Here is a 24,216-nt window from a genome sequence, read left to right on the forward strand (position 1 = left end):
CGCCCGCGCCTCGCTGCGGGTCGCGTCGAACGACGTCCACACCTGCCCGGGCCTGCGCCCGTGGACGCCTACGCCGTCGGTGACCCTGCTCGAAGGAACTCATGAACCTCACCGGAATCCTGCCCGCCCTCCTGGCCGACCCGACCGCGCGCGCCGTCGTCGAGCACGTGCGCCTGCGGGGCGCGGTCGACGTCGTCGGACCGGTGGGTGTGCGTCCGCCGTTGCTCGCCGCGATGGCGGGGGCGACCGCGACCGGGGAAGCCGCCGGGGCCGCACAGGGAGAGCCCGCCCAGGGCTCCCGCCCCCTCGTCGTCGTCACCGCGACGGGCCGTGAGGCCGACGAGCTCGCGGCGAGCGTGCGCGCGTACCTGCCCGACGAGCTGGGTGACCTGGTCGCTGTCCTGCCCGCGTGGGAGACGCTGCCGCACGAGCGCCTGTCGCCGCGCAGCGACACGGTCGCCAAGCGGCTCGCCGTGTTCCGGCGCCTCGCGCACCCGACCAGCGAGATCAGCCAGTCGGGCCCGGTACGCGTCCTCGTCATGCCGGTGCGCGCGCTGCTCCAGCCGGTCGTCGAGGGCCTGGGTGACCTGGAACCGGTCGAGCTCAGCACGGGTGAGACGGCCGACCTCACCGACGTCGCCGAGCGCCTGAGCGCGGCGGCCTACCAACGCGTGGACATGGTCGAGCGGCGCGGCGAGTTCGCGGTGCGCGGCGGCATCCTCGACGTCTTCCCCCCGACCGAGGACCACCCCCTGCGCGTCGAGTTCTGGGGCGACGAGGTCACCGAGATCCGCTGGTTCGCGGTCGCGGACCAGCGCAGCCTGGAGATCGCGGACCACGGCGTGTGGGCGCCGCCGTGCCGCGAGATCCTCCTGACGGACGCGGTCCGCGCCCGCGCCGCGGAGCTGATCGAGACGCTCCCCGGCGCGACCGACATGCTCGACAAGCTCGCCGCCGGCATCGCCGTCGAGGGCATGGAGTCCCTCGCGCCGGTCCTCGTGGACCGCATGCTGCCCGTCCTGGAGCTCGTGCCCGACGACTCCCTGCTCGTCATCAACGACCCCGAGCGCGTGCGCCGCCGCGCGCACGACCTCGTCGCGACGACCGAGGAGTTCCTCGCCGCAGCCTGGACCGGCGCCGCGGCGGGCGGCTCGACCCCGATCAATCTCTCGGCCGCGTCGTTCGAGACGTTCGCCGACGTCCACGACGTCGCTGAGCGTCGCGGCCTCGGGTGGTGGACGCTCAGCCCGTTCGGCCTCGACGAGGGCACCACCCCCGACGGCGAGGCGCACCCGGGCGAGGCGCTCCCGGGAGGCGAAGGAGCGGCCGCCGGGCAGGTGGCGTACGGAGGCGGCGTGACCACCTTCACCGTGCCCGCGCGCAACGTCGAGTCCTACCGCGGGGACGTCGAGCGTGCGCTCGACGACCTGCGCTCGCTCCAGCACGCGGGCTGGCGCCTGGTCCTGACGACCGAGGGCCACGGCCCCGCCCGACGCATGACCGAGCAGCTCTCCGCGGTCGACACGGCCGCGCGCCTCGTCGCGTCGATCGACACCGAGCCCGAGGGCGGCGTCGTGCTCGTGACGCCCGCGCCCGTGGGGCCGGGCTTCGTCGCGCCAGAGCTCAAGCTCGCGGTGTTCAGCGAGTCGGACCTCACGGGACGCCAGGGGTCGAGCACGCGCGACATGCGCAAGATGCCCTCGCGGCGGCGCAACGTCGTCGACCCCCTCGCACTGCGCGCGGGCGACTACGTGGTGCACGAGCAGCACGGCGTCGGGAAGTTCGTCGAGCTCGTGCAGCGCACGCTCGGCACGGGCGGCAACGCCGCGACACGCGAGTACCTCGTCATCGAGTACGCGAGCAGCAAGCGCGGCCAGCCGGGCGACCGCCTGTTCGTGCCGTCGGACCAGCTCGACCAGGTCACCAAGTACACGGGCGGCGAGTCGCCCAGCCTGAACAAGATGGGCGGCTCGGACTGGGCCAAGACCAAGAGCCAGGCGCGCAAGCACGTCAAGGAGATCGCGGGCGAGCTCATCCGCCTCTACAGCGCGCGCATGGCCACCCAGGGGCACGCTTTCGGGCCCGACACCCCGTGGCAGCGCGAGCTCGAGGACGCCTTCGCGTACGTCGAGACGCCCGACCAGCTCGTCACGATCGACGAGGTCAAGGCCGACATGGAGAAGGCCGTCCCCATGGACCGGCTCGTGTGCGGCGACGTCGGGTACGGCAAGACCGAGATCGCGGTCCGCGCGGCGTTCAAGGCCGTGCAGGACGGCAAGCAGGTCGCGGTCCTCGTGCCCACGACGCTCCTGGTCCAGCAGCACTTCCAGACGTTCGCCGAGCGCTACTCGGCGTTCCCCGTGACGGTCAAGGCGCTCTCGCGCTTCCAGACCGAGGCCGAGTCCAAGGAGACGGTCGAGGGGCTCAAGGACGGCTCGGTCGACGTCGTGATCGGCACGCACCGCATCATCTCCGGGGCCATCAAGTTCAAGGACCTGGGCCTGGTCATCATCGACGAGGAGCAGCGGTTCGGCGTCGAGCACAAGGAGACGCTCAAGCAGCTCCGGACCAACGTCGACGTGCTCGCGATGAGCGCGACCCCCATCCCGCGCACGCTCGAGATGGCCGTCACGGGCATCCGCGAGATGTCGACGCTCGCGACCCCGCCCGAGGAGCGGCACCCTGTGCTCACGTACGTGGGCGCGTACGAGGAGAAGCAGATCTCGGCGTCGATCCGCCGCGAGCTGCTGCGCGAGGGCCAGGTGTTCTACGTGCACAACAAGGTCGAGACGATCGACCGCACGGCCCAGCGCCTGCGCGAGCTCGTCCCCGAGGCCCGCATCGGCGTCGCGCACGGCAAGATGAGCGAGGCCCAGCTCGACCAGACGATCACGGCGTTCTGGGAGAAGGAGCTCGACGTCCTGGTCTGCACCACGATCATCGAGACCGGCCTCGACATCTCCAACGCCAACACCCTCATCCTGGAGCGCGCCGACATGCTGGGCCTGTCCCAGCTCCACCAGCTCCGTGGCCGCGTGGGCCGTGGGCGCGAGCGCGCGTACGCGTACTTCCTGTACCCGCCCGAGCGCCCGCTGACCGACACCGCGCACGACCGCCTCGCGACCATGGCCGCCAACACGGACCTGGGCGCGGGCATGCAGATCGCCATGAAGGACCTCGAGATCCGCGGCGCGGGCAACCTGCTGGGCGGCGAGCAGTCGGGGCACATCGCGGGCGTCGGGTTCGACCTGTACGTGCGCATGGTCGGGGAGGCCGTGGCGTCGTTCAAGGGCGAGGTCGAGGAGGAAGCCCCCGAGGTCTCGATCGAGCTCCCGGTCGACGCGCACATCCCGCACGACTACATCGCGCACGAGCGCCTGCGCCTCGAGGCGTACCGCAAGATCGCGGCGGCCCAGGACGAGCCCGCGCTCGCCGAGGTGCGGGCCGAGCTCGTCGACCGCTACGGCGCGCTCCCGGAGGTCGTCGAGGCACTGTTCGCCGTCGCGGACTTCCGCAACCACGCGCGCCGCGCAGGCCTCGCGGACGTCACGGCGCAGGGCAAGTTCGTGCGCTTCGCGCCCGTCGATCTCCCGGAGTCCGCGGAGCTGCGCCTCAAGCGCCTCTACCCGGGCACCATGCTCAAGCCCGCGATCCGCGCGTTCCTCGTCCCCTTCCCGACGACGGCGCGCATCGGAGGCCGTCCGCTGCGGGGCATGGAGGTGCTCGCCTGGGCGCGCCAGCTCATCGACGCGGTCATCACGGGCGACGTCAGCGCGGCGGCGACGGTGGGGACGTCGAAGCGGTAGCCGTCGCCGGTGCGGCGGTGGGGGCCGGGGCGCGCCGCCGCCCCCAGCGGTTCACGATCAGGTGGCGGGCGGGCTCCTCGACGAACCGGTAGAGCGCGTAGGCCAGCACCGCGGCGGCGACCGTGATGACGGCCGCGGCGAGCACCCCGGTCAGAGGGGTGTCGAGCACGCGACGGATCACGAGCTCGTGCACCAGGTAGAACGCGTACGAGGCCGAGCCCGCGACGATCAGGACGCGGTGCGTCAGCACGGACCGCCGGCCGCGCAGGTCGCGCTCGGCGCAGAGCATGAGGAACAGCGCGAACGGCAGGACGAGCGCGACCCGGGCCACGGCCTCGGTCGCGTGCGTGAGCTCGGCCGCGACGAGCACCGCGGCGAGGATCCCGAGCACCCCGGCCCACGGGACCCGTGACCGGTGGCCCTCGACGAACGCGAGCCCTGCGACGACGCCCAGCACGAACTCGGGGAACCGGGCGAGGGGGAAGTGGTAGAGCACCTGGTACGTCGCGGGGGCCACGACCGTCGCGACGAGCGGGATCGCGAGCGCCACGAGGGTCACGACCAGCCGGGTCCGGGTCGTCCAGCGCCGCAGCAGCGGCAGGAGGAACGGGAAGGCGAGGTAGAACGCGAGCTCGCACGACAGCGACCACGCGACGCCGTTGAGCCCGTACACGACCGTCGGGTCCAGGGACCAGGCCTGGAGCAGCAGGACGTTGGCGCCGATGATGCGCCCGGTCACGGGCGGGCTGCCCAGGACGAGGGCGATGACGAGGGCCGCGACCAGCGTCACGAGGTGGTCGGGGTAGATCCGCGCGACGCGGCGCAGGTAGAAGCCGCGGCGGGGGAGCGCGGGGTTGGCGGTCCACGTCAGGATGAAGCCCGAGAGCACGAAGAACAGCGCGACCCCGGTGCTGCCGTAGTACGCCCCGGGGATGTCGAGCACCTGCCAGTAGTCCAGGTGGAACACCAGGACCGCCGCGGCGGCGACCGCGCGGATCGCCGTCAGGGAGGGGAGCTGGCGCGGGGCGCTGCCCGTCTCCGCCGGAGTCGTCATCGAGGTCCCCTGCCGCTGGTGCGCGGCCCCGTCGAGAGGCCGCTCTTGCATCGTGGGCGCCCGGGCGGGAGGGGGTCAAGGATGAAGTGTGGTCCCGTCGTCGGACGTCCCCGCCGAGGTCGAGGTCGCCTCGACGGCGGCGAGGCCTCCGTCGAGGGCGTCGCGGTACCGCACGACGGCCACGAGGAACACGAGCACCGCGATCATCTCGAGGCTCTCCTCGCCGAGCACCGCGAGCTGCCCGACGAACATCGCCCGGTCGAAGCCCTGGTCCTCCAGCAGCCCCGCGATCGCCTCGAAGCCGACGGCGCCGGCCACGTAGAGGACCCCGGCGAGCGCCATGGGGCGCAGGAACCTGCTCGGCAGTCCCCACAGGAGCGGGACGACGATCGCGGCCACGACGAGCGCGAGCGGGCCGTAGAACGCGATCCAGCCGTTGAAGGGCAGGTCCGCGATGCTCCGGAAGTGCTCCTCGAGCGAGGTGCCCAGGTGCTCGTGGAAGCTCGTCATCTCGTCGATCGACAGGTAGAGGAGCACGAACGCGACGAGCCCCCAGGCCCACCGTCGGGCGGGGACGGGCTCGACGTGCAGCAGGTCCCCCGTGACGAGGCCCGTCGAGGCCAGCAGGACCACGGTGAACCAGGTGGGGACGTTGACCTCCTCGTCCATGCTGAAGTAGTGGACGAGCGGCTCGATCACGCCGCCGTGCAGGTCGGCGCCCTTCTCGAGGAAGTTGGCCAGGAGGTGCAGGACGGCCAGGATCGCGATCGCCAGCGCGAGGCGGCGGACGAGGACCCGGACAGGCACGGTGACACGCAGCATGAGTGCTCCATCGACGACCCAGGCGAGCTCACGCTCGGCTCGCCGACCCTAGCAGCGGAGGCGGGGACGTGACGACCGCCACACCTGCGGTGCGCATCCATACCGCCTGGTCGGTGAGATAGTTGTCGCATCATGTTTCTCGACCTGAGCGCTTCCACGCGCACCCCCAGCACCGGACGGCACGGCTCGACGAGCGCCGCCCGCTGTTGTCGCTGTCTCTGAACAGCCGCTGACAGGCGGCGTCCGTCGCGGGTGCTCCCCGACGTGACCGCCCCTGACGCACAGGTCTGATCCTCCGGCTCTCCCGTCGCACGCGTCGTCGTGCCCGGTGATCGCAGCGCCCCGCACCGTCGGCCGCGCTCGTGACGCCCCGAGCCCCTCCCGGTCTCCGCCGCCCGGCCCCCGCCACCCGTCGGACGACCGTGCTCCACGAACCCCTCACCACCTCGTCCCGTGACCCAGGTCCCGGGAGCGAGGTGGTCCCCGTGCAGCCCCGCTGCACCCTCCGGAACGGAAGAACCCCCATGAGAACCCTCAAGGCAGCCGCCGCGGTCCTGGCGACGACCCTCCTGCTCGCCGCGTGCGGCTCGGGCGGGTCCGGCAGCGCGAGCAGCAGTGCCGCGGCAGGCGCGGACGCCGAGATCGTCATCGGCTCGACCAACGAGCCCACCGGGCTGGTCCGCAACGTCGGCGGCAGCTCGGGCGTCTCGCAGACCATGACGCGCAACGTGTTCGAGGGCCTGACCTCGGTCGACGTCGACGGCGAGGTGGTCCCGACGCTCGCGAAGGACTGGGACGTGTCCGAGGACGGCCTCGTCTACACGTTCCACCTGCAGCCGGGCGTGACGTTCCACGACGGGTCCGCGCTGAGCGCGCAGGACGTCGTGTGGAGCATCTCGCAGACCATCGCACCCGAGTCCAAGAGCGCGCGCAAGAACGACCTGTCGGTCATCTCCGCGATCACGGCCCCCGACGACGCCACGGTCCAGCTCGACCTGTCGCGCCGCAGCCAGTCGCTGCCCTTCTACCTCGCGTCCGTGACGATCGTGCAGGACGGTGACACCGAGCTGACGAGCGAGAACGGCACGGGCCCGTACCGCTTCGTCGAGTGGACGCAGGGCGACCACCTCACGATCGAGCGCAACGACGACTACTGGGGAGAGCCCGCCAAGAACTCGGGGGTCACGTTCCGCTTCTTCCAGGACACGACCGCGCTCAACAACGCACTCCTGACCGGCGACCTCGACCTGGTCATCGCGGAGGACTCCCCGGACCAGCTCCTGCAGTTCGAGGGGAACGACGAGTTCACCATCACCGAGGGCACCTCGACGACCAAGCAGATCTGGGCCTTCAACGACCGCGTCGCGCCGTTCGACGACGTCCGTGTCCGCCAGGCGCTCTACACGGCGATCGACCGCGAGAAGATCCTCGACGCCGTGTGGGACGGGCGTGGCCAGGTCATCGGCTCGATGGTCCCGCCGACCGACCCGTGGTTCGTCGACCAGGCCGACGTCCACGCCTACGACCCGCAGGCCGCGAAGGACCTGCTCGCGCAGGCCGGCGTGAGCGACCTGAGCATCGCGGTCGACTACGTCGCGGGCGACCCGTCCGAGACCATCGCCCAGCTCCTCCAGGCGGACCTGAAGGCCGTAGGCGTCACGCTCACGCTCAACCCGATCGACGACGCCACCTGGTACCAGAAGATCTACACGGACCACGACTTCCAGACCACGCTCATGGGCCACGTGAACCCGCGCGACGTCGTCTGGTACGCGAACCCGGACTTCTACTGGGGGTACGACAACAAGGACGTCCAGCAGTGGGTCGCGGACGCCGACCAGGCGGCCACGACCGACGAGCAGACGGCCTTGCTGACCCAGGTCAACGAGACCATCGGGCAGGAGGCGGCGAGCGCCTGGCTGTACCTCGACCCGCAGATCCGGGTCGCGCGCGCCGAGATCACGGGCTTCCCGGTGAACCAGGTGACGGAGAGCTTCTACGTCGCCGACATCGTGCGGGAAGGCTGACCGAGCACCCATGTCCCGCTACCTCCTGACGCGCGTCGGCACGCTGCTGCTGTCGTTGGTCCTCGCGAGCGTCGTGGTCTTCGCCGTCCTCCGGTTCCTGCCGGGCGACAGCGCGGGCACGTCGCTCGGCGTGGGCACCACGAGCGACCAGCTCGACCAGCTGCGTGCCGACCTCGGCACCGACCAGCCCCTGTGGACGCAGTACGGGCAGTGGGTCGCGGGACTGTTCTCGGGCAGCGCGGGGACGTCGTTCGTCTCGCGCCTGCCCGTGGGGGAGCTGATCGCGAGCAAGCTGCCGATCACGCTGCCGCTGAGCCTCGCGGCCTTCGCGGTCTCGGTGCTCGTGTCGGTGCCCCTCGGAGTGGTCGCAGCGGTCCGGCGCCGCGGCGTCGTGGGGGTCGCGGTCTCGGCCGTGTCCCAGCTCGGTGTCGCGGTGCCGGTCTTCTGGGTCGGCGTGATCCTGGTGTGGGTCTTCGCGCTCGAGGCGGGGGTCCTGCCGCCCGGCGGGTTCCCGCGCCAGGGCTGGGAGGACCCCGCGGCGGCCGTCCGCTCGCTCGTGCTTCCCGTGGCGACCGTGGCCGTCGCGATGTCGTCCGTCATGGTGCGCTACGTGCGGTCGGCGACGCTCGACGTCCTGGACCAGGACTACGTCCGCACCGCCCGATCGCTCGGCTACGGCCGCTGGCACGCCCTGGCACGTCACGGGCTGCGCAACGGAGCGGTCCCGGTCGTCGCGATCCTCGGCATCGAGCTCGCGACCTCGCTCCTGGGGGCCGTGGTCGTGGAGAACGTCTTCGCGCTCCCGGGCCTCGGCACGCTCCTGGTGTCGTCGGTCGCGGGGCGCGACCTGCCCGTCGTGCAGGCCCTCGTCCTGGGCCTGACGGCCCTCGTCCTCGTCACGAACTTCCTGGTCGACCTCGCCCAGCGCGGCATCGACCCCCGGCTGCGTGCCGGTTCTGCCCTCGGAGGCGCACGATGAGCATCGACCTGGGCGGGGAGATCCCCGTCGTCGAAGGATCCGGGCGCCTGGCCCCGGCGCGGGAGGAGGGCGTGCTCGCGCCCGCGACCGGGGACGGTGGTGCCCCGCGCGCCCGACGGCGGAGCGTCAGCCCGTCGTTCGTCGCGGGTCTCGTCATGGTCGGCCTCGTCGCGCTCGTCGGTGTCGTCGCGGTCTTCTGGACGCCGTACGACGTGGGCGTGGGCGCGGCCGGCACGGGCGGGCGGCTCGAGGGACCGAGCGCGCAGTTCTGGGCGGGCACCGACCGCCTGGGGCGCGACCTGCTGAGCCAGCTCATGGGCGGGGCCACGGTCGCGATGACCGTGGCGATCGCCTCGGTCGTCATCGCGGGCCTGCTGGGCATCACGATCGGCGTGGGGGGCGCCGCCCCCCCCCCCCCCCCCGACGTCGCGCTCCTCAACGTCGTCGACCTGATGATCGCCTTCCCGACCCTGCTGCTGGCCATGCTGATCGTGACCGTTCGCGGCGCGTCGCTGACCTCGGCCGTCGTCGCGATCGGCATCTCCGGGGCCGCGGTGATCGCGCGCGTCACGCGGGTCAACGCCGCGCGCGTGCTGCGCGAGGACTACGTGACGGCCGCGACGGCGTCGGGCACCGGGTGGTGGGGGACGATCCTGCGCCACGTCCTGCCCAACGTGGCCCCCACCCTGCTGGTGCAGCTCATGCTGCTCGCGGGCGGCGCGATCCTCGCCGAGGCGTCGCTGTCCTACCTGGGGCTCGGCTCGCCGACCGCCCTGTCCTGGGGGCGGCTGCTCAGCGCCGCCCAGAAGTCCGTCGCGGTCCAGCCGCTCGGGGCGATCCTGCCCGGGCTGCTCATCGCGTGGACCGTGCTCGGCCTGAACCTCCTGGGTGACGGCATCCGCGAACGGACCGACCCGAGCCTGCGAGGGGACCGATGACCGTGACTCCCACGACGAGCACCACCGGGCTCGAGGTGCGCGACCTGACGGTGGCGACGTCGTCGGGCCGGGTGCTGCTCGACCACGTGAGCTGGCACGTCGCGCCCGGCGAGCGCCTGGGGGTGATCGGCGAGTCCGGCTCGGGCAAGTCGCTCACCGCGGCCGCGATCCTCGGGCTGCTGCCCGACGGCATGACCGCCACCGGGCAGGTCCTGCTCGACGGGACCGACCTGCTCACGCTCGGCGAACGAGCGCTGCGCCGCGTGCGCGGGGCGCGCATCGCCATGGTCTTCCAGGAGCCCCTCACGGCGCTCGACCCCCTCATGACGATCGGTCGGCAGATCGCCGGGCCGCTGCGCCTGCACCGCAAGGTCTCGCGTGCACGCGCCGCAGAGCTCGCCGCCGACCTGTGCCGCCTCGTGCGACTCGACGACGCCGAACGCATCCTCGGGTCCTACCCCTGGCAGCTCTCGGGCGGCCAGCGCCAGCGCGCGTGCCTCGCCATGGCGCTCGCGTGCGAGCCCGACGTGCTCATCGCCGACGAGCCCACCACGGCCCTCGACGTGACCGTCCAGGCCGAGATCCTCGACCTGCTCGACGACCTCATCGAGCGCACCGGGACCGCCCTGGTGTTCGTGTCGCACGACCTGCCGGTCGTCGCCCGCGTCACGCGCGACCTCGTCGTCATGCGGCACGGCAAGGTCGTCGAGGCCACGAGCGTCGCCCGTGCCCTCGACGCCCCCGAGGACCCGTACACCCGGACGCTGCTCGCCGCCGCGCGCGCCGTGACCCACCTGCCGACCCTGCACCCGACCACCCAGGAGGACCGATGAGCGACCAGGCCGCCGGGGGCGACGCCCTTGCCGGGGGTGACCGGAACCCGGCCGAGGGTGACCGGAACCCGGCCGAGGGTGACGCCCCACCGTTCGTCGCGCTCGACGGGGTGTGGCGCGAGTTCGGCGGATCGCGCCGCACGCCCCCGACGGCGGCGCTCGCAGGCGTCGACCTCGCGGTCCGGTCAGGCCGCAGCGTGGGGATCGTGGGGGAGTCGGGCGCCGGGAAGTCGACGCTGCTGCGCCTGCTGCTCGGGCTCGACAGCCCGACGCGCGGCACGGTCTCCTACCGCGGCGCGCCCCTGGACCGCCGGGACCGCGCGCTCATGCGACGGTACCGGCGCGAGGTGCAGGTCGTCCTCCAGGACCCGCGCACGTCGCTCGACCCACGCATGACGGTCGCCCGGATCGTCGCCGAGCCGCTGCGCTCGCTCAAGATCGGCGGCGACGTGTCGGCGCGCGTCGACGAGGTGCTGGGATGGGTCGGCCTCGACCCCGACGCCCGGACGAAGTACCCGGCCCAGTTCTCGGGCGGCCAGCGCCAGCGCATCGCGATCGCCCGTGCCCTCGCGCCCTCGCCGTCGGTCCTGGTGGGCGACGAGCCCGTGAGTGCGCTCGACGTGTCGGTCCGCGAGCAGGTCATGGACCTGCTGCGCCGGCTCCAGAGCGAGCTCGGGCTCACGCTCGTCCTGGTCAGCCACGACATGGCGATCGTCGGGCAGCTGTGCGAGGAGACCGTAGTGCTGCGCGGGGGAGAGGTCGTCGAGGCCGGCCCCACGCGCGAGGTGCTGACCCGGCCTACGGCCGCGTACACGCGTGAGCTGCTCGCGGCGGTGCCGACGCTGCCGTGACGGTTGAGGCTCGGCAGGTCCAGCAGATCCGGCGGAGCGACGTCGCAACGAGGACGCTTGCCGGGTCTTCTTCGCTCTCGTACGCGCTGATGAGGTCTTCGGTGGCGAGGAACCGCCAGCGGTTCTCGGCGCTCCGTCGGCGCGCACGTTCTTTGGGCATCTGATCTCTCTCGTGGATTCCCTCGACCCCCGGCCCACGACGAGCAGCATCTCGCGTGCCTCCGGCGACGGACGTCGCCTCCTTACGATGGGCGCATGACCACGAGCGAGCCGAACCACCCCGGTCCCGTCGACCCCCTGCGCGAGTCCGTCACCGTCATGGACAGGCTCTACTCGCCCGGCGGGTGCCCGTGGGACCGCGAGCAGACGCACGAGACCCTGGTCCGCTACCTCCTCGAGGAGGCGCACGAGCTCGCCGAGGCCATCGAGACGGGCGACCGCGCGGGCATGCGCGAGGAGCTCGGTGACCTGCTGCTCCAGGTCCTGTTCCATGCGCGCATCGCGAGCGAGGACCCGGTCGCCCCGTTCACGGTCGACGACGTCGCGGCCGACCTCGTGGCCAAGCTCGTCAGGCGTCACCCGCACGTGTTCGCGGACACCGCCGTCACCACGGGCGACGGCCACGCGGCCCTGTACGCGCAGTGGGACGAGATCAAGCAGCAGGAGAAGCAGCGCGAGTCGGTCCTCGAGGGGATCCCGCTCGCGCAGGGCGCGCTGGCCCGCGCGCAGAAGGTCCTGTCCCGCGCGCAGCGCGCGGGACTGGGGGAGGCCGTCGCGGGTCCCGGCCCGACGGCGGTCGTCGCGTCGGTCCCTCCCGTCGCCCCGGGCGAGGCGGGGGACGGGAGGGGAGCGACGTCGTCGGGCACGCCGGGCGACGCGCTGGAACGGGCGTACGGGCACGAGCTGCTCGACGTCGTGCGCCGCGCCCAGGCCGACGGGGTGGACGCCGAGACGGCGCTGCGGGTCGCGCTGCGCGAGGTCGAGCGGGCGATCGTCTCCGCCGAGGGTGACGTGGCCGCCCGCCGGGGGTGACGGACACGCCCGCGGAGGCTGACCGAGGCGTCACCCTCGGCACCGCAGCACGTCACCCCCGGCGTGCACCACGGCCGACATGCGGGCGATCGTGTCCACGAGGCGACGTCCGAAGCACTATGTGTTCCCGACCACTAGGCTGGGTTGCGACAACCCCGGACGCGCCCGACCGCCATCGTCGCCTGCCCTGCGCTCCGGACCTGGAAGCAGCTGAAGGAGCAACCGTGGCAAGCATCGAAGCCGTTGGAGCACGCGAGATTCTCGACTCGCGCGGAAACCCCACCGTCGAGGTCGAGGTCGTGCTCGACGACGGTACCTTTGCCCGCGCCGGCGTCCCCTCGGGCGCCTCGACCGGCGCTTTCGAGGCCGTCGAGCGCCGTGACGGCGACAAGTCCCGCTACCTGGGCAAGGGTGTCGAGGGTGCGGTCAACGCCGTCATCGACGAGATCGCCCCGGAGCTGCTCGGCTTCGAGGCCGAGGACCAGCGCCTCATCGACCAGGCGCTGATCGAGCTCGACGGCACGCCGAACAAGGGCAAGCTCGGCGCGAACGCCATCCTCGGCGTCTCGCTCGCGGTCGCGAAGGCTGCCGCGAAGAGCTCGGGCCTGGACCTGTACCGCTACGTCGGTGGCCCGAACGCGCACGTCCTGCCCGTCCCGATGATGAACATCCTCAACGGTGGGTCGCACGCCGACTCCAACGTCGACATCCAGGAGTTCATGGTCGCCCCGATCGGCGCCACGTCGTTCCGTGAGGCGCTGCGCACCGGTGCAGAGGTCTACCACTCCCTGAAGTCCGTGCTCAAGAGCAAGGGCCTCGCGACGGGCCTCGGCGACGAGGGTGGCTTCGCCCCCAACCTGCCGAGCAACCGTGACGCTCTCGACCTGATCCTCGTCGCGATCGAGCAGGCCGGCTTCAAGCCGGGCGTCGACGTGGGCCTCGCGCTCGACGTCGCCGCGACCGAGTTCTTCAAGGACGGCGCGTACCAGTTCGAGGGCAAGGCGACGAGCTCGGACGACATCATCGCCTACTACAAGCAGCTCGTGGCGGACTACCCGCTGGTCTCGATCGAGGACCCGCTGTCCGAGGACGAGTGGAGCGCCTGGTCGCAGCTCGTGGCCGAGGTCGGCGACAAGGTCCAGATCGTCGGCGACGACCTGTTCGTCACCAACCCGGAGCGTCTCGCCAAGGGCATCGAGCTCAAGTCGGCGAACTCGCTGCTCGTGAAGCTCAACCAGATCGGCACGCTCACGGAGACGCTCGACGCCGTCGAGCTCGCCCAGCGCAACGGCTTCACCGCGATGGTCTCGCACCGCTCGGGCGAGACCGAGGACACGACGATCGCGGACCTGTCCGTCGCGGTCAACGCCGGCCAGATCAAGACCGGTGCTCCCGCCCGTGGCGAGCGCATCAACAAGTACAACCAGCTCCTGCGCATCGAGGAGGCCCTGGACGACGCGGCTCGCTACGCCGGCGCCTCGGCGTTCCCGCGCTGGAAGGCGTGAGCTGACGCATCCCCGCTGAGCACGGTCTGACCCTCGGGTCCGACCGGCGCCGGCACCCGGACGCCCGGTGGTTCCTCGGAACCACCGGGCGTCCGTGCGTCCACCACAGGCACCCGACACGCGCGGGGTTGTGAACGCTTGGTGTGGATCCGGCCACGTTGCCCCGGCACGCCGTGGACCCTGCGCCCGACCAGCGGCGCGGGGCGGCACAATCGGCTCCATGCCCACGAACCGTCGCCCGTCCACGCCCGGCGCCTCGCCGCGCCCTGGGGGCGGACGCAGCGGGGGAGGATCGCGCGGGGACGGTCGTTCGTCGACCAGCCGCGCACGGGGCGCCTCCGGCCCGACGACATCGCGCTCGGACGCGGGCACGTCCGGCAGGTCCGGGGCCGGCTCGGGCACCCCGAAGGCCGGTCCCTCGAAGGGGGCGTCGAAGGACGCGAGCGCTGCCAAGGCCTCGAGCCCGGCGACCGGCGCGGGGCGCAAGCCTGCGGCGCCGCGCAAGCCCTCGAGCACCTCGGCGGCAGGGTCGGGCACGGGCGGACGGTCCACCGCCTCGACCTCCCGGGCGTCCTCGACGCCGCGAACCCCGCGACCGAGCACCTCGACGCGGGCCCCGGCGCTCGCGGACCGCCGGCGCAGCCGCAACGGGTTCCTGCTGCCCGAGGTGGTGACCGTCCGTTCGCTGGTGATCGCCGTCGTCGTGCTCCTCGCGGTCATCCTGCTGCTGCCGACCCTGCGCGCCTACGTGAACCAGACGGGCGAGCTGCGCGCCCTGCGTGCCGAGGTCGCGGCGGCCGAGGCCGAGCGCGAGGACCTCCAGGTCCAGCTCGGGCGCTGGGACGACGACGCGTACGTGATCGCGCAGGCGCGCGACCGGCTGAGCTACGTGATGCCGGGCGAACGCGCGTGGCGGGTCATCGACCCGGAGATCGTCGTCGACGACCTCGACCCCGAGACGGGCCGGAAGGTCACCGAGGGGCCGGTCGGCGTCGAGGGGAACGACGGCGCACCCTGGTACACCTCTCTCTGGCGGTCGGTACAGCTTGCCGGGGAGCAGCCTGCTCCCGGCGACGCACCGGCCGACCCGGGGGGCGACGAGCCCCCGGCCACGGACGCCCCGACGCCGTAGGTCCCCCGCCGCACCCGCCCGGCGAGCCCGCACCACGCCCTCGCTCGGGTCGTCACGGCCTCAGCGTCCTCGGAGAGCCCCTCGGAGGACCGATTGCCGATCCGGGCGCTCGACCGGGGACAATGGGTGGGCGCCGGCTCCCGGCGCCGGACCAGCACCGCACGCCGCAGAACGGAAACTCTCGTGAACGACTCGACCCCCTCCTCCCCGGACTCCGCGGACCGCGATGGCGCAGCCGACGCCGCAGCCCGTGACGCGGCACCGGTGACCGACCGTGGTCCCGCGCGCAGCGCCGACGCCCCGGCCGTCCCGGAGGCGGACCGTTCGCGCCCCGAGGTCACGCCGGAGGATCTCGAGGTCCTGCACGAGCAGCTCGGCCGCCCGGCCCGCGGCGTCGTCGGGATCGCGGCGCGCTGCGTGTGCGGTCGCCCCCTCGTGGTGCACACCGCGCCGCGCCTGCCGGACGGCACCCCGTTCCCCACGACGTACTACCTGACGAGCCCGGGGGCGGTCGCGGGCGCCTCGACGCTCGAGGCGAACGGCGTGATGAAGGAGATGTCGGAGCGCCTGACCCAGGACGAGGACCTCGCCGCCGCCTACGCCCGCGCGCACGAGCACTACCTCGCGGCGCGCGAGTCGCTCGGGCACGTCGAGGAGATCGCGGGCATCTCCGCGGGCGGCATGCCCGTGCGCGTCAAGTGCCTGCACGTCCTCGTGGGCCACGCGCTCGCGGCCGGACCGGGCGTGAACCCGCTGGGTGACGAGGCGCTCGTGATGATCTCGGGGTCGTGGCGCGCGAACCGCTGCACCTGCTGAGCCGTCGCCCCGCGGGCGGGCTCGCGGCCGTCGCGGTGTGACCCTCGTGACGCCGACCGTCCACGGGCGGCGTCCGCGCCCGCCGCGGCGGCGACGGGTGGCACCCTTGATGTCATGACTTCTTCTCGCGTCGCCGCGATCGACTGCGGCACCAACTCGATCCGACTCCTCGTCGCCGACGTCGACCCCACGACGGGCGTCCTCACCGAGCTCGACCGCCGCATGGAGGTCGTGCGCCTCGGTCAGGGAGTGGACCGGACGGGCCGGCTGGCCCCGGAGGCGCTCGCGCGCACGCTCGACCAGGCGGCCGAGTACGCCCGGGTGATCGAGGAGCTCGGTGCGACGCGCACCCGGTTCGTGGCGACGTCGGCCACCCGTGACGCGGAGAACCGCGGCGAGTTCGTCGAGGGCGTCCTGGCCCGCCTGGGTGTCGAGCCCGAGGTCGTCTCGGGGACGGAGGAGGCCGAGCTGTCGTTCCGTGGCGCGACGGGCGTGGTCGCGGCGAACCACCCCGGCCCGTTCGTGGTCGTGGACCTCGGGGGAGGGTCGACCGAGCTCGTGCTGGGCACCGACGCCCCGGAGGCCGCGTGGTCGATGGACGTGGGCTGCGTGCGCATGACCGAGCGCCACCTGCGCTCGGACCCGCCGACCGGCGAGGAGATCGCGGCGGCCCGGGCCGACGTGCGGGCCGCGCTCGACACGGCGTCGCTCACGGTCCCTCTCGGCAAGGCGGCGACGCTCGTCGGGCTCGCGGGTTCCGTGACGACCGTGACGGCGCACGCGCTGGGTCTCGAGCGCTACGACCGCGACCGGATCGACGGCGCGGTGCTGTCGGTCGACCAGACGCTGGCCGCGTGCGAGGACCTGCTGGGCCGCACGCGGGCCGAGCGCGAGGCGCTGGGCTTCATGCACCCGGGCCGGATCGACGTGATCGGGGCGGGCGCGCTCGTGTGGGCCGAGGTCGTGCGCCGGGTGCGCGACGACGTCGCGGCCGCGGGCGGCGAGCTCACGTCGGTCGTGACGAGCGAGCACGACATCCTCGACGGGATCGCGCTGTCTATCGCGTGATCGTCGTCGCCGAGAAGTGAGTTCACGCCCCTGAATCGCACGAATCAGGGGCGTGAACTCACTTCTCGGCACGGCCCGGGACTGCGCGTGACCTGAGCAGGGCGGCAACGCGCGCCACGAGACGCGATGGGTGGCGATAGACGTCGTCGGCCGTCGCCACCACGGTCCGCCACCCGAGGTCCTCGAGCCACTGCCTCTTCGCGACGTCCCGGCGCCAGGTCCGTGCGTCGGTGCGGTGCACGTCGCCGTCGTACTCGATCGCGACTCTCTCGGCGACGTAGACCATGTCCGACAGGGCGACAAAACGGCCGTCCTCGTCGAGGACCGGGACGTTGACCTGCGGGCACGGCAGGCCCGCGCGGACGAGCACGAGCCTGGTTCGCGTCTCCATGGGCGAGTCGGTCCCGGTGCGGAGGTCGTCAAGGGCGGTCCGCATCCGTGCGACTCCGCGTGCACCAGCCGGCGTGCCACGCACGGTCTCCCGCAGCTGCCCGAGCGTCGAGGCAGGGGACTTGCGACGCAGCAGCGAGTCCCCGAGCACGATCAGCTCGTCGCGAGGCAGGGTTCCGGCGAGCTGTCGCCACGCGTGCTCGGGGGTGACGACCAGCAGCCCGTTCAGGAGCCGCACCGGCAGCTGGTCGGCGCCGTACGTGTGGGCCACGTATCCGGTGCGACGTGGGACGACGGCGCTGCCGGGGACGCTCAGGTGCACGCGATCATCGCGTGTGACCTGCCAGGGAAGGTCGACGCCGTGGAGACGAAGCGCACTGCCGTGACTGATCGCGGAGCCTGTGGGCGCGCATCGCAAGATGGCGGCGGCCCGGACCGGGAGAGCGTCGGCCTGCTCTGCCGCGACGCGCAGGCCGCGGGTCGGGATCGCGAGGCGCCGGTGCCGCAGCGCCTTCGGGGAGAGCCCGGAGGCTTGGCCCTCGGCCAGGGTGAAGGGCTCGTCGGTGCGCATGCGGGCACTGTGCCGCGACGGGAGTGGGTGCGGGGGCTGAAGCGCGCGAGCTGTGGACACGGGCGCCTGCGGCGCACCTGTGGACACTCGCCGTGTCCCGCAGAGAAGTGAGTTCACGCCCCTGAATCGCACGCATGAGGGGCGTCAGGTCACTTCTCGGCGGACGCGCTCGGCCGATGCGGCTCGGCAGAGGTACGACACGCGGTAGCTCACTCTGGCCGGTAGTGCGGGTTGCGTAGTAGTGTCTGGCGCACAGGAGCAGGGCGAGCAGGGAGTCAGGGTGGACACCACACAGCTGTTGAAGGGCGTCCTCGACGCGGCGGTCCTCGCCGTCGTCGCGGACGAGGACGGGTACGGCTACGACGTCGTGCGACGCCTGCGGGCCGCAGGCCTCCAGGAGGTCGGCGACGCGTCGGTCTACGGCACGCTGCGCCGCCTGTACGCGGGCGGGATGCTCACGAGCTACGTCGTCCCCTCGGACGAGGGCCCGCACCGCAAGTACTACGGCATCAACGCTCAGGGCCGGGCCATGCTCGACACCCAGCGCAAGGAGTGGCAGGAGTTCTCCGGCACGCTGACCGGCCTCCTCATGACCTCGGAAGGAGCTGCGTGATGTCCACGACCCTGAGCCCCGAGGCCGTGATCCTCGACCAGGTCCGCCGCTACGCCGCGGACGTCCGCGCACACCTCGCCGACCTCTCGCCCGAGCAGGTCGACGACCTCACCGACGGCCTCGAGGCGGACCTCGCGGAGGCGCTCGCCGACATGCCGGGCACGCTGCGCCCCCTCCCGCAGGGAAGCAAGGTGCCCGACGGCGGTGCGACCGCCCTCCTCGACGTCGCCGCGCGCTTCGGTCCGGCCGGCGAGTACGCCGCCGAGCTCCGGTCGGCCGCGGGCCTGGAAGCAGGGCGTCAGCGATGCCTCGAACGGCTACGGCGCGAGCGGCGTGAGCGCGGGCGGGTCCGGGAGCGGTGTGTTCGTCGACGGCTCGCCGGTCAGCAACCTGTTCGTGTACGACGCGAGCGGCCGTGCCCTCCAGGACGTCCAGATCTTCGACGACCAGGGGCGCCCCGTCCGGACCATCACGGCCGAGGGCGCCACGCAGCCCTGGACGCTGCCGGACGTCGAGCAGGGGTGGTACTTCCAGCCGTCGTTCTCGACCGACGGTCGCGAGCGCTGGAACGTCTACCCGTTGCGCGGTCTGCCCGAGGATGCGGTCGAGTGGGACGGCTCCGAGCGTCCCGTCCCGCTCGAGGGCGAGCAGCCGCGGTCCATGCCGTCGCCCTTCCTCCAGGCGCAGCCGCTCCTGGTGCCCTCGACGACCGGCGGCACGCCGGCTCCCGCGCCCGACGCGGCACCGGACGCAGGAACGGCCCCGGCCGGCCCCGGGGCGCCGACCACCCCGCAGGCTCCGACGGGCGACGAGCCACCCGCGGACCAGGCGGTCGACGGCACGACCGCACCCTCCGCGCGCGTCCCGGGGACGCCCTCCCCGGCCACCGCGACGCCGGTGCTCGAGGCCTCGACGGGAGCTGCGCCGTCGGGCGGCTGACCGTTTCTCCCAGACCCGAGGGGGGCCAGGCGCCCCGGCCCCCCTCGGGTCCAGCACCTCCCAAACCGCAGGAACACCCCAAAAAGGCGACCTACGGGGCGCTTGTGAAGGTTGTCACGCCCACCAATCGGACAGATTTTCACCAAGAAGTTGAAGACAGTAATACTCTGGTTTCATGCCTCTGAATGACCAGACCTCGGTCGCCCCTGCCCAGAACGCGGACAGCGCTGCGTCGCCGCGTCCCCGCAAGGTTCCCCGCATCATCGTCCTGGGTGGCGGCTCTGTCGGTCTCTACTCGGCTCGCCGCCTCCGCAAGAAGCTCGGCAAGCGCGAAGCGGCCATCGTGGTCGTCGACCCGCGCCCGTACATGACGTACGCGCCCTTCCTGCCGGAAGCCGCCGCGGGCTCGATCGACGCACGCGACGTCGTCGCCCCTCACCGTCGCGCCCTCAAGGGCGTCGACGTGCTGCAGGGCAAGGTCGTGGAGATCAACCACGCCGGCCGCAGCATCACGATCCGCCCCGAGGAGGGTGACGACTACTCGGTCTCCTACGACCACCTGATCGTCGGCCTCGGCTCGGTCTCGCGCACGCTGCCCATCCCGGGCCTGGCGGAGAACGCGATCGGCTTCAAGAACGTCGAAGAGGCCATCGCGGTCCGCAACCACGTCATCAACCGGATGGACGTCGCGTCGTCCACCTGGGACCAGGACCTGCGCAAGCGCATGCTCACGTTCGCGTTCATCGGCGGCGGCTTCGCCGGCATGGAGGCGATCGCCGAGATCGAGGACATGGCGCGCTACGCGGCCCGCAACTACCCGACGATCGAGCCCGAGGACCTGCGCTTCGTGATGATCGAGGGCTCCGGGCGCATCCTGCCCGAGGTCTCCGAGCCCATGGGCCAGTACGCGCTCGAGGAGCTCAAGAAGCGCGGCATCGAGTTCCACCTCAACACGTTCCTGTCGTCGTGCGTCGACGGCCACGTCGTGACCTCGACGGGCGTCGAGTTCGACACCGACACCATCGTGTGGACCGCGGGCGTCAAGGCGAACCCGGTCCTCAAGGAGAGCTCGGACCTGCCCGTCGACAAGCTCGGCCGCGTCATCGTGCTCCCGACGCTCCAGGTCGCGGACGAGGACGGCAACGTCGTCCCCGACGCCTGGGCCGCGGGCGACTGCGCCGCCGTCCCGGACCTGCTGAACCCCGGCAAGTTCTGCCCGCCGAACGCGCAGCACGCGATCCGTGAGGCCACGCGCCTCGCCGACAACCTGGTCGCGATCCTGCACAGCGACGAGCCCGTCGAGTACAAGCACAAGAGCGTCGGTACGGTCGCCTCGCTCGGCCTGTACAAGGGTGTCGCGGAGCTGTTCGGCATCTTCAAGCTCAAGGGCTTCCTCGCCTGGGCCATGCACCGCAGCTACCACGTGATGGCGATGCCCACGGGCAACCGCAAGATCCGCATCGCGATCGGCTGGATGGGCCAGTTCCTGATGGGCCGCGAGATCATCTCGCTCGGTTCGCTGCACGACCCGCGCGCGGAGTTCCGCCAGGCGTCCGTGCCGCCGGCCGCAGCGGGCGAGAAGGTCAAGCAGGAGGCCGTGTCCTCGGCCGCCGAGGCCGAGCACGGTGGTGCCGAGGACGGTGCCGACAAGGCTGCTCCGGCTGAGGCCGCGGGCGCCGACGCGAACCACGGTCCTGCCAAGAAGACGACCAAGAAGGCCGCGACCAAGGCCTGAGCCTGATCGCAGCTCTGTGCACGCCGTGAGGGCGGTCCCCGACGGGGCCGCCCGCACGGCGTTCTGCTGTTCGCGGCGGGGCCGACGTGGCGTGACCCGCGAGAGGGCACCCCGTGACGACCACCCGTTTCACGTGAATCCTCCGCGGCGCACAATGGACGGATGAGCACTCGCGTGGTCGACGACCTGCGGTCCCGGGCGGGCCGAGCCCTGTTCGAGCGCGTCGCGGGCCCCGACGGCCCCGCCGAGCGGTCCCGCATCCACGACACCCCGGGTCCGCGCTGGTTCGCGCCCGACTCCGCGATCGCGCGCGTGCACGGCGACGCGTCGATGTTCGTCGGCGGCCTGCGCGCCCTGCTGCTCCAGTCGTTGCACCCGCTCGCGATGGCTGCGGTCGCGGCCCACTCGGGGTACCGCGGCGACCCGTGGGGGCGCCTGGCCCGCACGAGCACGTTCCTCGCGGTCACCACCTTCGGCACGGTCGAGCACGCGCAGCGGGCGATCGACGTCGTCCGTTCGGTGCACGTCCGCGTGCGCGGCACGGCCTCCGACGGGCGCCCGTACGCGGCCGACGACCCCTGGCTGCTGCGCTGGGTCCACGTCGCCGAGGCCGACAGCTTCCTCGCCGCGCACCAGCGCTACGGCGAGCGACCGCTCGACGCCGCGGGCTGCGACGAGTACCTGGCCCAGGCCGCGACGATCGCGCACCGGCTCGGGGCGGTGGACCCGCCGCGGTCGCGTGCCGAGCTGGCGAGGGCTTTCGAGGAGTTCCGCCCGCAGCTCGCGAGGACCACCGAGTCCGACGACGTCGCTCGCTTCCTGCTGTCCGAGCCGCCTCTCCCGTTCCTCGCCCGGGGCCCGTACGCGGCGTTGGGGGCGGCCTCGGTCGCGTCGCTGCCGCCGTGGTCGCGGCGCATGATCCCGGTGCGGTGGCCGATGCGGGGCGAGTCGGTGCTGGTGCGGGCCGGCGGTCGGACGGTCACGAAGGCGATCCGCTGGGCGCTGGCGGGGTCGCGGTAGGGGCCCGGGGCACTACCCAGAGCGTCGAAGACAGGGACCGGCATCCTGGTCCCGCCTGTCGGCCCGACCTCGGCCGGGATATCCTCACCCCCGGCCCCCATAGCCCAATCGGCAGAGGCATCCGACTTAAAATCGGCGCAGTCTGGGTTCGAGTCCCAGTGGGGGCACCGCGACGTGGGGGCCCTACGACAACCCCGTCGGCCCGTCCGGCTCCGGGTCCTCGGCTGCTTCCTGCCCGAGCGACACCTGGTTCCCGTCGGGGTCGAGCACGCGGGCGACGCGTTCGCCCCACGGCTGGTCGGCGGGCGGCGACACCACGACGACCCCGGCTGCGGCCAGGTGGGAGACGGCCTGGTCGCAGTCGTCGACCGTGACCCACAGGTGCGTGTGCCCGACGTCGGGGCTCTCGCGGTCGACCCCGATCCCGAGCGACGCGTCGCCCACGGCGACCGAGACGTAGACGGGTGGGCCGTCGTCGGGGAACTGGTACGTCACGGTGCCGCGCAGGAGGTCGCGGTAGAAGACGAGCGACCGGTCGAGGTCGGTCGTGGTGAGGATGGGGAAGAGCGTGCGGAACATCGGTGGGCCGCCTCTCGCGAAGGTCTCCTCGGAGCCGTTCCCACGTTACGCCAGCAGCAGACGAGCCTCTTCCGCTGGCGTCCGTGGGCGCGGGCGGCGCTAGTTTGAGGGGCCGGCGCACCCGCGCCCCACGACCCGCGACGAGGGAGCACGCGATGGCAGCCGCAGGCCAGGTGGTGCTCTTCGAGCGCCGGACCGCCGAGCCGTTGCTGCGGCACGTCGTCGGCGGGATCCTGCGTGCCGAGCGCACCGAGCAGGCGCGCACGCTCCTCGACGTCGCCCTCGCGGCGCAGGTCTCGACGGCGTACCTCTCGGAGGTCGAGCGCGGTCGCAAGGAGGCGTCGTCCGAGGTCCTGGCCGCGATCTGTCGTGCGCTCGGCCTGCGGGTGGTGGACCTCCTCGCGCGCAGCCAGGACGAGTTCGACGCAGAGGCGAACCGCCGGGCGGGCGCCGAGCGCCGCAGCCGCTCGGCGCAGCCGCGGGCCGTGCGCGAGCTGCATGCGCTCGCCGCGTCGCCGCGGCGGTCCGCTCCACCGGCCCGCTCCGTGACCAGCGGTACGCCCACGACGACGGTCCTGCTGCTCGCTGCCTGAGCGGCCGGTCGGCCCTGGGTTCCGCCCAGGGTGAATCCCTGCGCTCACGGCGGCGATCTGTCCGTTTCGCCGCGCGCCGCGCGCCCGTCGGTGGTGTGCTGTCAGGATGTCGCAGACGAACCCGGCGCCCACCCTCCAGGACCTCGTCGACCGCGCCGTGATCCTGTCCGCCGAGCACCAGGCGCACTTCGCCGACCTGGGCGGCGAGTCGGCGTGGGACGCGGACCTCGAGGCGGGCACGCTGACGTTCCACAGCGAGATCCCGCTCGTGTGCGGGGCGCACTTCCTGGGGACGGCAGCACCCGCGACGCAGAGCTGGCTGTGGGGCTGGCACAACGTGAACCACTTCCCGGAGGGTGTCGTCGCGGCGGCCGAGCACGTCCACCAGCGGGGGGTGACGGGCGGCATCTTCGAGCTGAGCACGCCGGAGATCCTCCTGACGGACGCCGTCCCGTACCGGCTCGCGCTCGCGGCCAAGGCCGTGACGGGGCACTTCACGCACTTCGCGGGTCCGACGGGCGGTGGCACGTGCGCGTGGTTCCTCGTGACGCACCCACGGTTCGAGCTGCCGCCCGCGACGGTCGCGCGGGTCGCGCGCGTGGTCCCGGAGGGGATCGGCAGCACGGCCGTGGCCGACCACCGCCGGGCCGTGCGGGCCTACGCGGTCCTGCGCGGGCTCGACATCCGGTGGCAGGACGAGCAGACCGCGCTCGTGGGCGCGAGCGACGGCGAGGTGACCGTGTCGTTCGACGAGCGCGGTCGCCTGAGGGACCTGTCGGTGTCGCTCGCGGCCGCGCCGGAGCCGGTCCCTGCGCCGCCGCCCGCGCCTGAGCAGCCCGAGCGCCGCGGCTGGTTCGGCCGCAAGAAGTAGGGCGCACCCGGGTACGGGAGGTGAGCGGCGGCGGGGGGGGGG

Annotated in this window: 21 protein-coding genes and 1 tRNA gene; 18 read left to right on the plus strand and 4 right to left on the minus strand. The window is 72.8% G+C overall.

All coding sequences use genetic code 11. From position 1 onward, the window contains the following. Nucleotides 1–101: 101 nt before the first annotated feature. Nucleotides 102–3,806 carry a transcription-repair coupling factor gene (mfd, locus tag H9652_RS04625; protein ID WP_191795099.1) on the plus strand — a complete coding sequence of 1,235 codons (3,705 nt, stop codon included), beginning with the start codon at nucleotides 102–104 and terminating at the stop codon, nucleotides 3,804–3,806. On the opposite strand, the gene H9652_RS04630 is transcribed toward mfd, so the two are convergent. Both H9652_RS04630 and H9652_RS04635 read right to left on the minus strand, forming a co-directional pair. Further along, nucleotides 3,769–4,860, minus strand: coding sequence for an acyltransferase family protein (locus tag H9652_RS04630; RefSeq protein WP_191795101.1), 1,092 nt, complete (start codon nucleotides 4,858–4,860; stop codon nucleotides 3,769–3,771). The two genes, mfd and H9652_RS04630, sit on opposite strands and share 38 nt — an antisense overlap. A 75-nt stretch (nucleotides 4,861–4,935) precedes the next feature. After that, on the minus strand, nucleotides 4,936–5,682 hold the full coding sequence (locus tag H9652_RS04635; protein WP_191795103.1) for a hypothetical protein: 747 nt from the start codon (nucleotides 5,680–5,682) through the stop codon (nucleotides 4,936–4,938). A 524-nt stretch (nucleotides 5,683–6,206) separates the two neighbouring features. On the opposite strand from H9652_RS04635, the gene H9652_RS04640 reads away from it, so the two are divergent. From H9652_RS04640 to H9652_RS04685, 10 genes are all read left to right on the plus strand, one after another. Continuing rightward, entirely contained in the window at nucleotides 6,207–7,709 is a 1,503-nt protein-coding gene (locus H9652_RS04640; RefSeq protein WP_191795105.1) for an ABC transporter substrate-binding protein, read from the plus strand. A gap of 10 nt (nucleotides 7,710–7,719) precedes the next feature. Beyond that, on the plus strand, nucleotides 7,720–8,688 hold the full coding sequence (locus tag H9652_RS04645; RefSeq protein WP_191795106.1) for an ABC transporter permease: 969 nt from the start codon (nucleotides 7,720–7,722) through the stop codon (nucleotides 8,686–8,688). Then, nucleotides 8,685–9,626 (plus strand): ABC transporter permease, encoded by a 942-nt coding sequence (locus H9652_RS04650; RefSeq protein WP_191795108.1) that lies wholly within the window; start codon nucleotides 8,685–8,687, stop codon nucleotides 9,624–9,626. Before H9652_RS04645 ends, H9652_RS04650 begins: the two co-directional genes overlap by 4 nt. Then, on the plus strand, nucleotides 9,623–10,459 hold the full coding sequence (locus H9652_RS04655) for an ATP-binding cassette domain-containing protein (RefSeq protein ID WP_191795110.1): 837 nt from the start codon (nucleotides 9,623–9,625) through the stop codon (nucleotides 10,457–10,459). Before H9652_RS04650 ends, H9652_RS04655 begins: the two co-directional genes overlap by 4 nt. Beyond that, the gene (locus tag H9652_RS04660; protein ID WP_191795112.1) at nucleotides 10,456–11,310 is read left to right on the plus strand and encodes an ABC transporter ATP-binding protein; all 855 of its coding nucleotides are present in this window, start codon (nucleotides 10,456–10,458) and stop codon (nucleotides 11,308–11,310) included. Before H9652_RS04655 ends, H9652_RS04660 begins: the two co-directional genes overlap by 4 nt. A 255-nt stretch (nucleotides 11,311–11,565) precedes the next feature. Beyond that, the gene (locus H9652_RS04665; protein WP_191795113.1) at nucleotides 11,566–12,342 is read left to right on the plus strand and encodes a MazG family protein; all 777 of its coding nucleotides are present in this window, start codon (nucleotides 11,566–11,568) and stop codon (nucleotides 12,340–12,342) included. 224 nt (nucleotides 12,343–12,566) lie between these two features. Beyond that, complete coding sequence (gene eno / locus H9652_RS04670) at nucleotides 12,567–13,847, plus strand: phosphopyruvate hydratase (protein ID WP_191795114.1); 1,281 nt, start codon at nucleotides 12,567–12,569, stop codon at nucleotides 13,845–13,847. 220 nt (nucleotides 13,848–14,067) lie between these two features. Next, nucleotides 14,068–14,979: an FtsB family cell division protein gene (locus H9652_RS04675; RefSeq protein WP_191795116.1), complete on the plus strand. Its 912-nt coding sequence runs from the start codon at nucleotides 14,068–14,070 to the stop codon at nucleotides 14,977–14,979. A gap of 360 nt (nucleotides 14,980–15,339) precedes the next feature. Continuing rightward, nucleotides 15,340–15,795 (plus strand): DUF501 domain-containing protein, encoded by a 456-nt coding sequence (locus H9652_RS04680; RefSeq protein WP_225227738.1) that lies wholly within the window; start codon nucleotides 15,340–15,342, stop codon nucleotides 15,793–15,795. Between the two features lie 114 nt (nucleotides 15,796–15,909). Beyond that, complete coding sequence (locus H9652_RS04685) at nucleotides 15,910–16,863, plus strand: Ppx/GppA phosphatase family protein (RefSeq protein WP_191795118.1); 954 nt, start codon at nucleotides 15,910–15,912, stop codon at nucleotides 16,861–16,863. 58 nt (nucleotides 16,864–16,921) lie between these two features. Here the strand turns inward: H9652_RS04685 and H9652_RS04690 are convergent, their stop codons facing one another. Further along, nucleotides 16,922–17,824, minus strand: coding sequence for an endonuclease domain-containing protein (locus H9652_RS04690; protein ID WP_191795120.1), 903 nt, complete (start codon nucleotides 17,822–17,824; stop codon nucleotides 16,922–16,924). 280 nt (nucleotides 17,825–18,104) lie between these two features. Between H9652_RS04690 and H9652_RS04695 the strand changes: the two genes are divergently transcribed. The 5 genes from H9652_RS04695 to H9652_RS04715 all read left to right on the plus strand — a co-directional run bounded on the left by H9652_RS04695 (nucleotide 18,105) and on the right by H9652_RS04715 (nucleotide 22,298). Then, nucleotides 18,105–18,437: a PadR family transcriptional regulator gene (locus H9652_RS04695; RefSeq protein ID WP_138823190.1), complete on the plus strand. Its 333-nt coding sequence runs from the start codon at nucleotides 18,105–18,107 to the stop codon at nucleotides 18,435–18,437. A gap of 333 nt (nucleotides 18,438–18,770) precedes the next feature. Beyond that, on the plus strand, nucleotides 18,771–19,376 hold the full coding sequence (locus tag H9652_RS04700) for a hypothetical protein (RefSeq protein WP_191795122.1): 606 nt from the start codon (nucleotides 18,771–18,773) through the stop codon (nucleotides 19,374–19,376). 175 nt (nucleotides 19,377–19,551) lie between these two features. Continuing rightward, complete coding sequence (locus H9652_RS04705) at nucleotides 19,552–21,111, plus strand: NAD(P)/FAD-dependent oxidoreductase (protein WP_191795124.1); 1,560 nt, start codon at nucleotides 19,552–19,554, stop codon at nucleotides 21,109–21,111. Nucleotides 21,112–21,273: 162 nt separating this feature from the next. Continuing rightward, entirely contained in the window at nucleotides 21,274–22,131 is an 858-nt protein-coding gene (locus tag H9652_RS04710; protein ID WP_191795126.1) for an oxygenase MpaB family protein, read from the plus strand. Between the two features lie 93 nt (nucleotides 22,132–22,224). After that, nucleotides 22,225–22,298 (plus strand) — tRNA-Leu (locus tag H9652_RS04715). Between the two features lie 16 nt (nucleotides 22,299–22,314). Here the strand turns inward: H9652_RS04715 and H9652_RS04720 are convergent. Beyond that, entirely contained in the window at nucleotides 22,315–22,710 is a 396-nt protein-coding gene (locus tag H9652_RS04720) for a VOC family protein (protein ID WP_191795128.1), read from the minus strand. Between the two features lie 155 nt (nucleotides 22,711–22,865). Between H9652_RS04720 and H9652_RS20210 the strand changes: the two genes are divergently transcribed. Then, the gene (locus H9652_RS20210; protein ID WP_191795130.1) at nucleotides 22,866–23,303 is read left to right on the plus strand and encodes a helix-turn-helix domain-containing protein; all 438 of its coding nucleotides are present in this window, start codon (nucleotides 22,866–22,868) and stop codon (nucleotides 23,301–23,303) included. Between the two features lie 106 nt (nucleotides 23,304–23,409). Further along, nucleotides 23,410–24,174 (plus strand): DUF6882 domain-containing protein, encoded by a 765-nt coding sequence (locus H9652_RS04730; RefSeq protein WP_191795131.1) that lies wholly within the window; start codon nucleotides 23,410–23,412, stop codon nucleotides 24,172–24,174. The last annotated feature ends 42 nt before the right edge of the window (nucleotides 24,175–24,216 follow it).

The sequence above is a fragment of the Oerskovia rustica genome (assembly GCF_014836555.1).
Taxonomy (GTDB): Bacteria; Actinomycetota; Actinomycetes; order Actinomycetales; family Cellulomonadaceae; genus Oerskovia; species Oerskovia rustica.

Coding starts and splice junctions, on each gene's coding strand:
- mfd (WP_191795099.1), top strand. CDS start 102: ATGAACCTCACCGGAATCCTGCCCGCCCTCCTGGCCGACCCGACCGCG.
- H9652_RS04630 (WP_191795101.1), bottom strand. CDS start 4,860: ATGACGACTCCGGCGGAGACGGGCAGCGCCCCGCGCCAGCTCCCCTCC.
- H9652_RS04635 (WP_191795103.1), bottom strand. CDS start 5,682: ATGCTGCGTGTCACCGTGCCTGTCCGGGTCCTCGTCCGCCGCCTCGCG.
- H9652_RS04640 (WP_191795105.1), top strand. CDS start 6,207: ATGAGAACCCTCAAGGCAGCCGCCGCGGTCCTGGCGACGACCCTCCTG.
- H9652_RS04645 (WP_191795106.1), top strand. CDS start 7,720: ATGTCCCGCTACCTCCTGACGCGCGTCGGCACGCTGCTGCTGTCGTTG.
- H9652_RS04650 (WP_191795108.1), top strand. CDS start 8,685: ATGAGCATCGACCTGGGCGGGGAGATCCCCGTCGTCGAAGGATCCGGG.
- H9652_RS04655 (WP_191795110.1), top strand. CDS start 9,623: ATGACCGTGACTCCCACGACGAGCACCACCGGGCTCGAGGTGCGCGAC.
- H9652_RS04660 (WP_191795112.1), top strand. CDS start 10,456: ATGAGCGACCAGGCCGCCGGGGGCGACGCCCTTGCCGGGGGTGACCGG.
- H9652_RS04665 (WP_191795113.1), top strand. CDS start 11,566: ATGACCACGAGCGAGCCGAACCACCCCGGTCCCGTCGACCCCCTGCGC.
- H9652_RS04675 (WP_191795116.1), top strand. CDS start 14,068: ATGCCCACGAACCGTCGCCCGTCCACGCCCGGCGCCTCGCCGCGCCCT.
- H9652_RS04685 (WP_191795118.1), top strand. CDS start 15,910: ATGACTTCTTCTCGCGTCGCCGCGATCGACTGCGGCACCAACTCGATC.
- H9652_RS04690 (WP_191795120.1), bottom strand. CDS start 17,824: ATGCGCACCGACGAGCCCTTCACCCTGGCCGAGGGCCAAGCCTCCGGG.
- H9652_RS04705 (WP_191795124.1), top strand. CDS start 19,552: ATGCCTCTGAATGACCAGACCTCGGTCGCCCCTGCCCAGAACGCGGAC.
- H9652_RS04710 (WP_191795126.1), top strand. CDS start 21,274: ATGAGCACTCGCGTGGTCGACGACCTGCGGTCCCGGGCGGGCCGAGCC.
- H9652_RS04720 (WP_191795128.1), bottom strand. CDS start 22,710: ATGTTCCGCACGCTCTTCCCCATCCTCACCACGACCGACCTCGACCGG.
- H9652_RS20210 (WP_191795130.1), top strand. CDS start 22,866: ATGGCAGCCGCAGGCCAGGTGGTGCTCTTCGAGCGCCGGACCGCCGAG.
- H9652_RS04730 (WP_191795131.1), top strand. CDS start 23,410: ATGTCGCAGACGAACCCGGCGCCCACCCTCCAGGACCTCGTCGACCGC.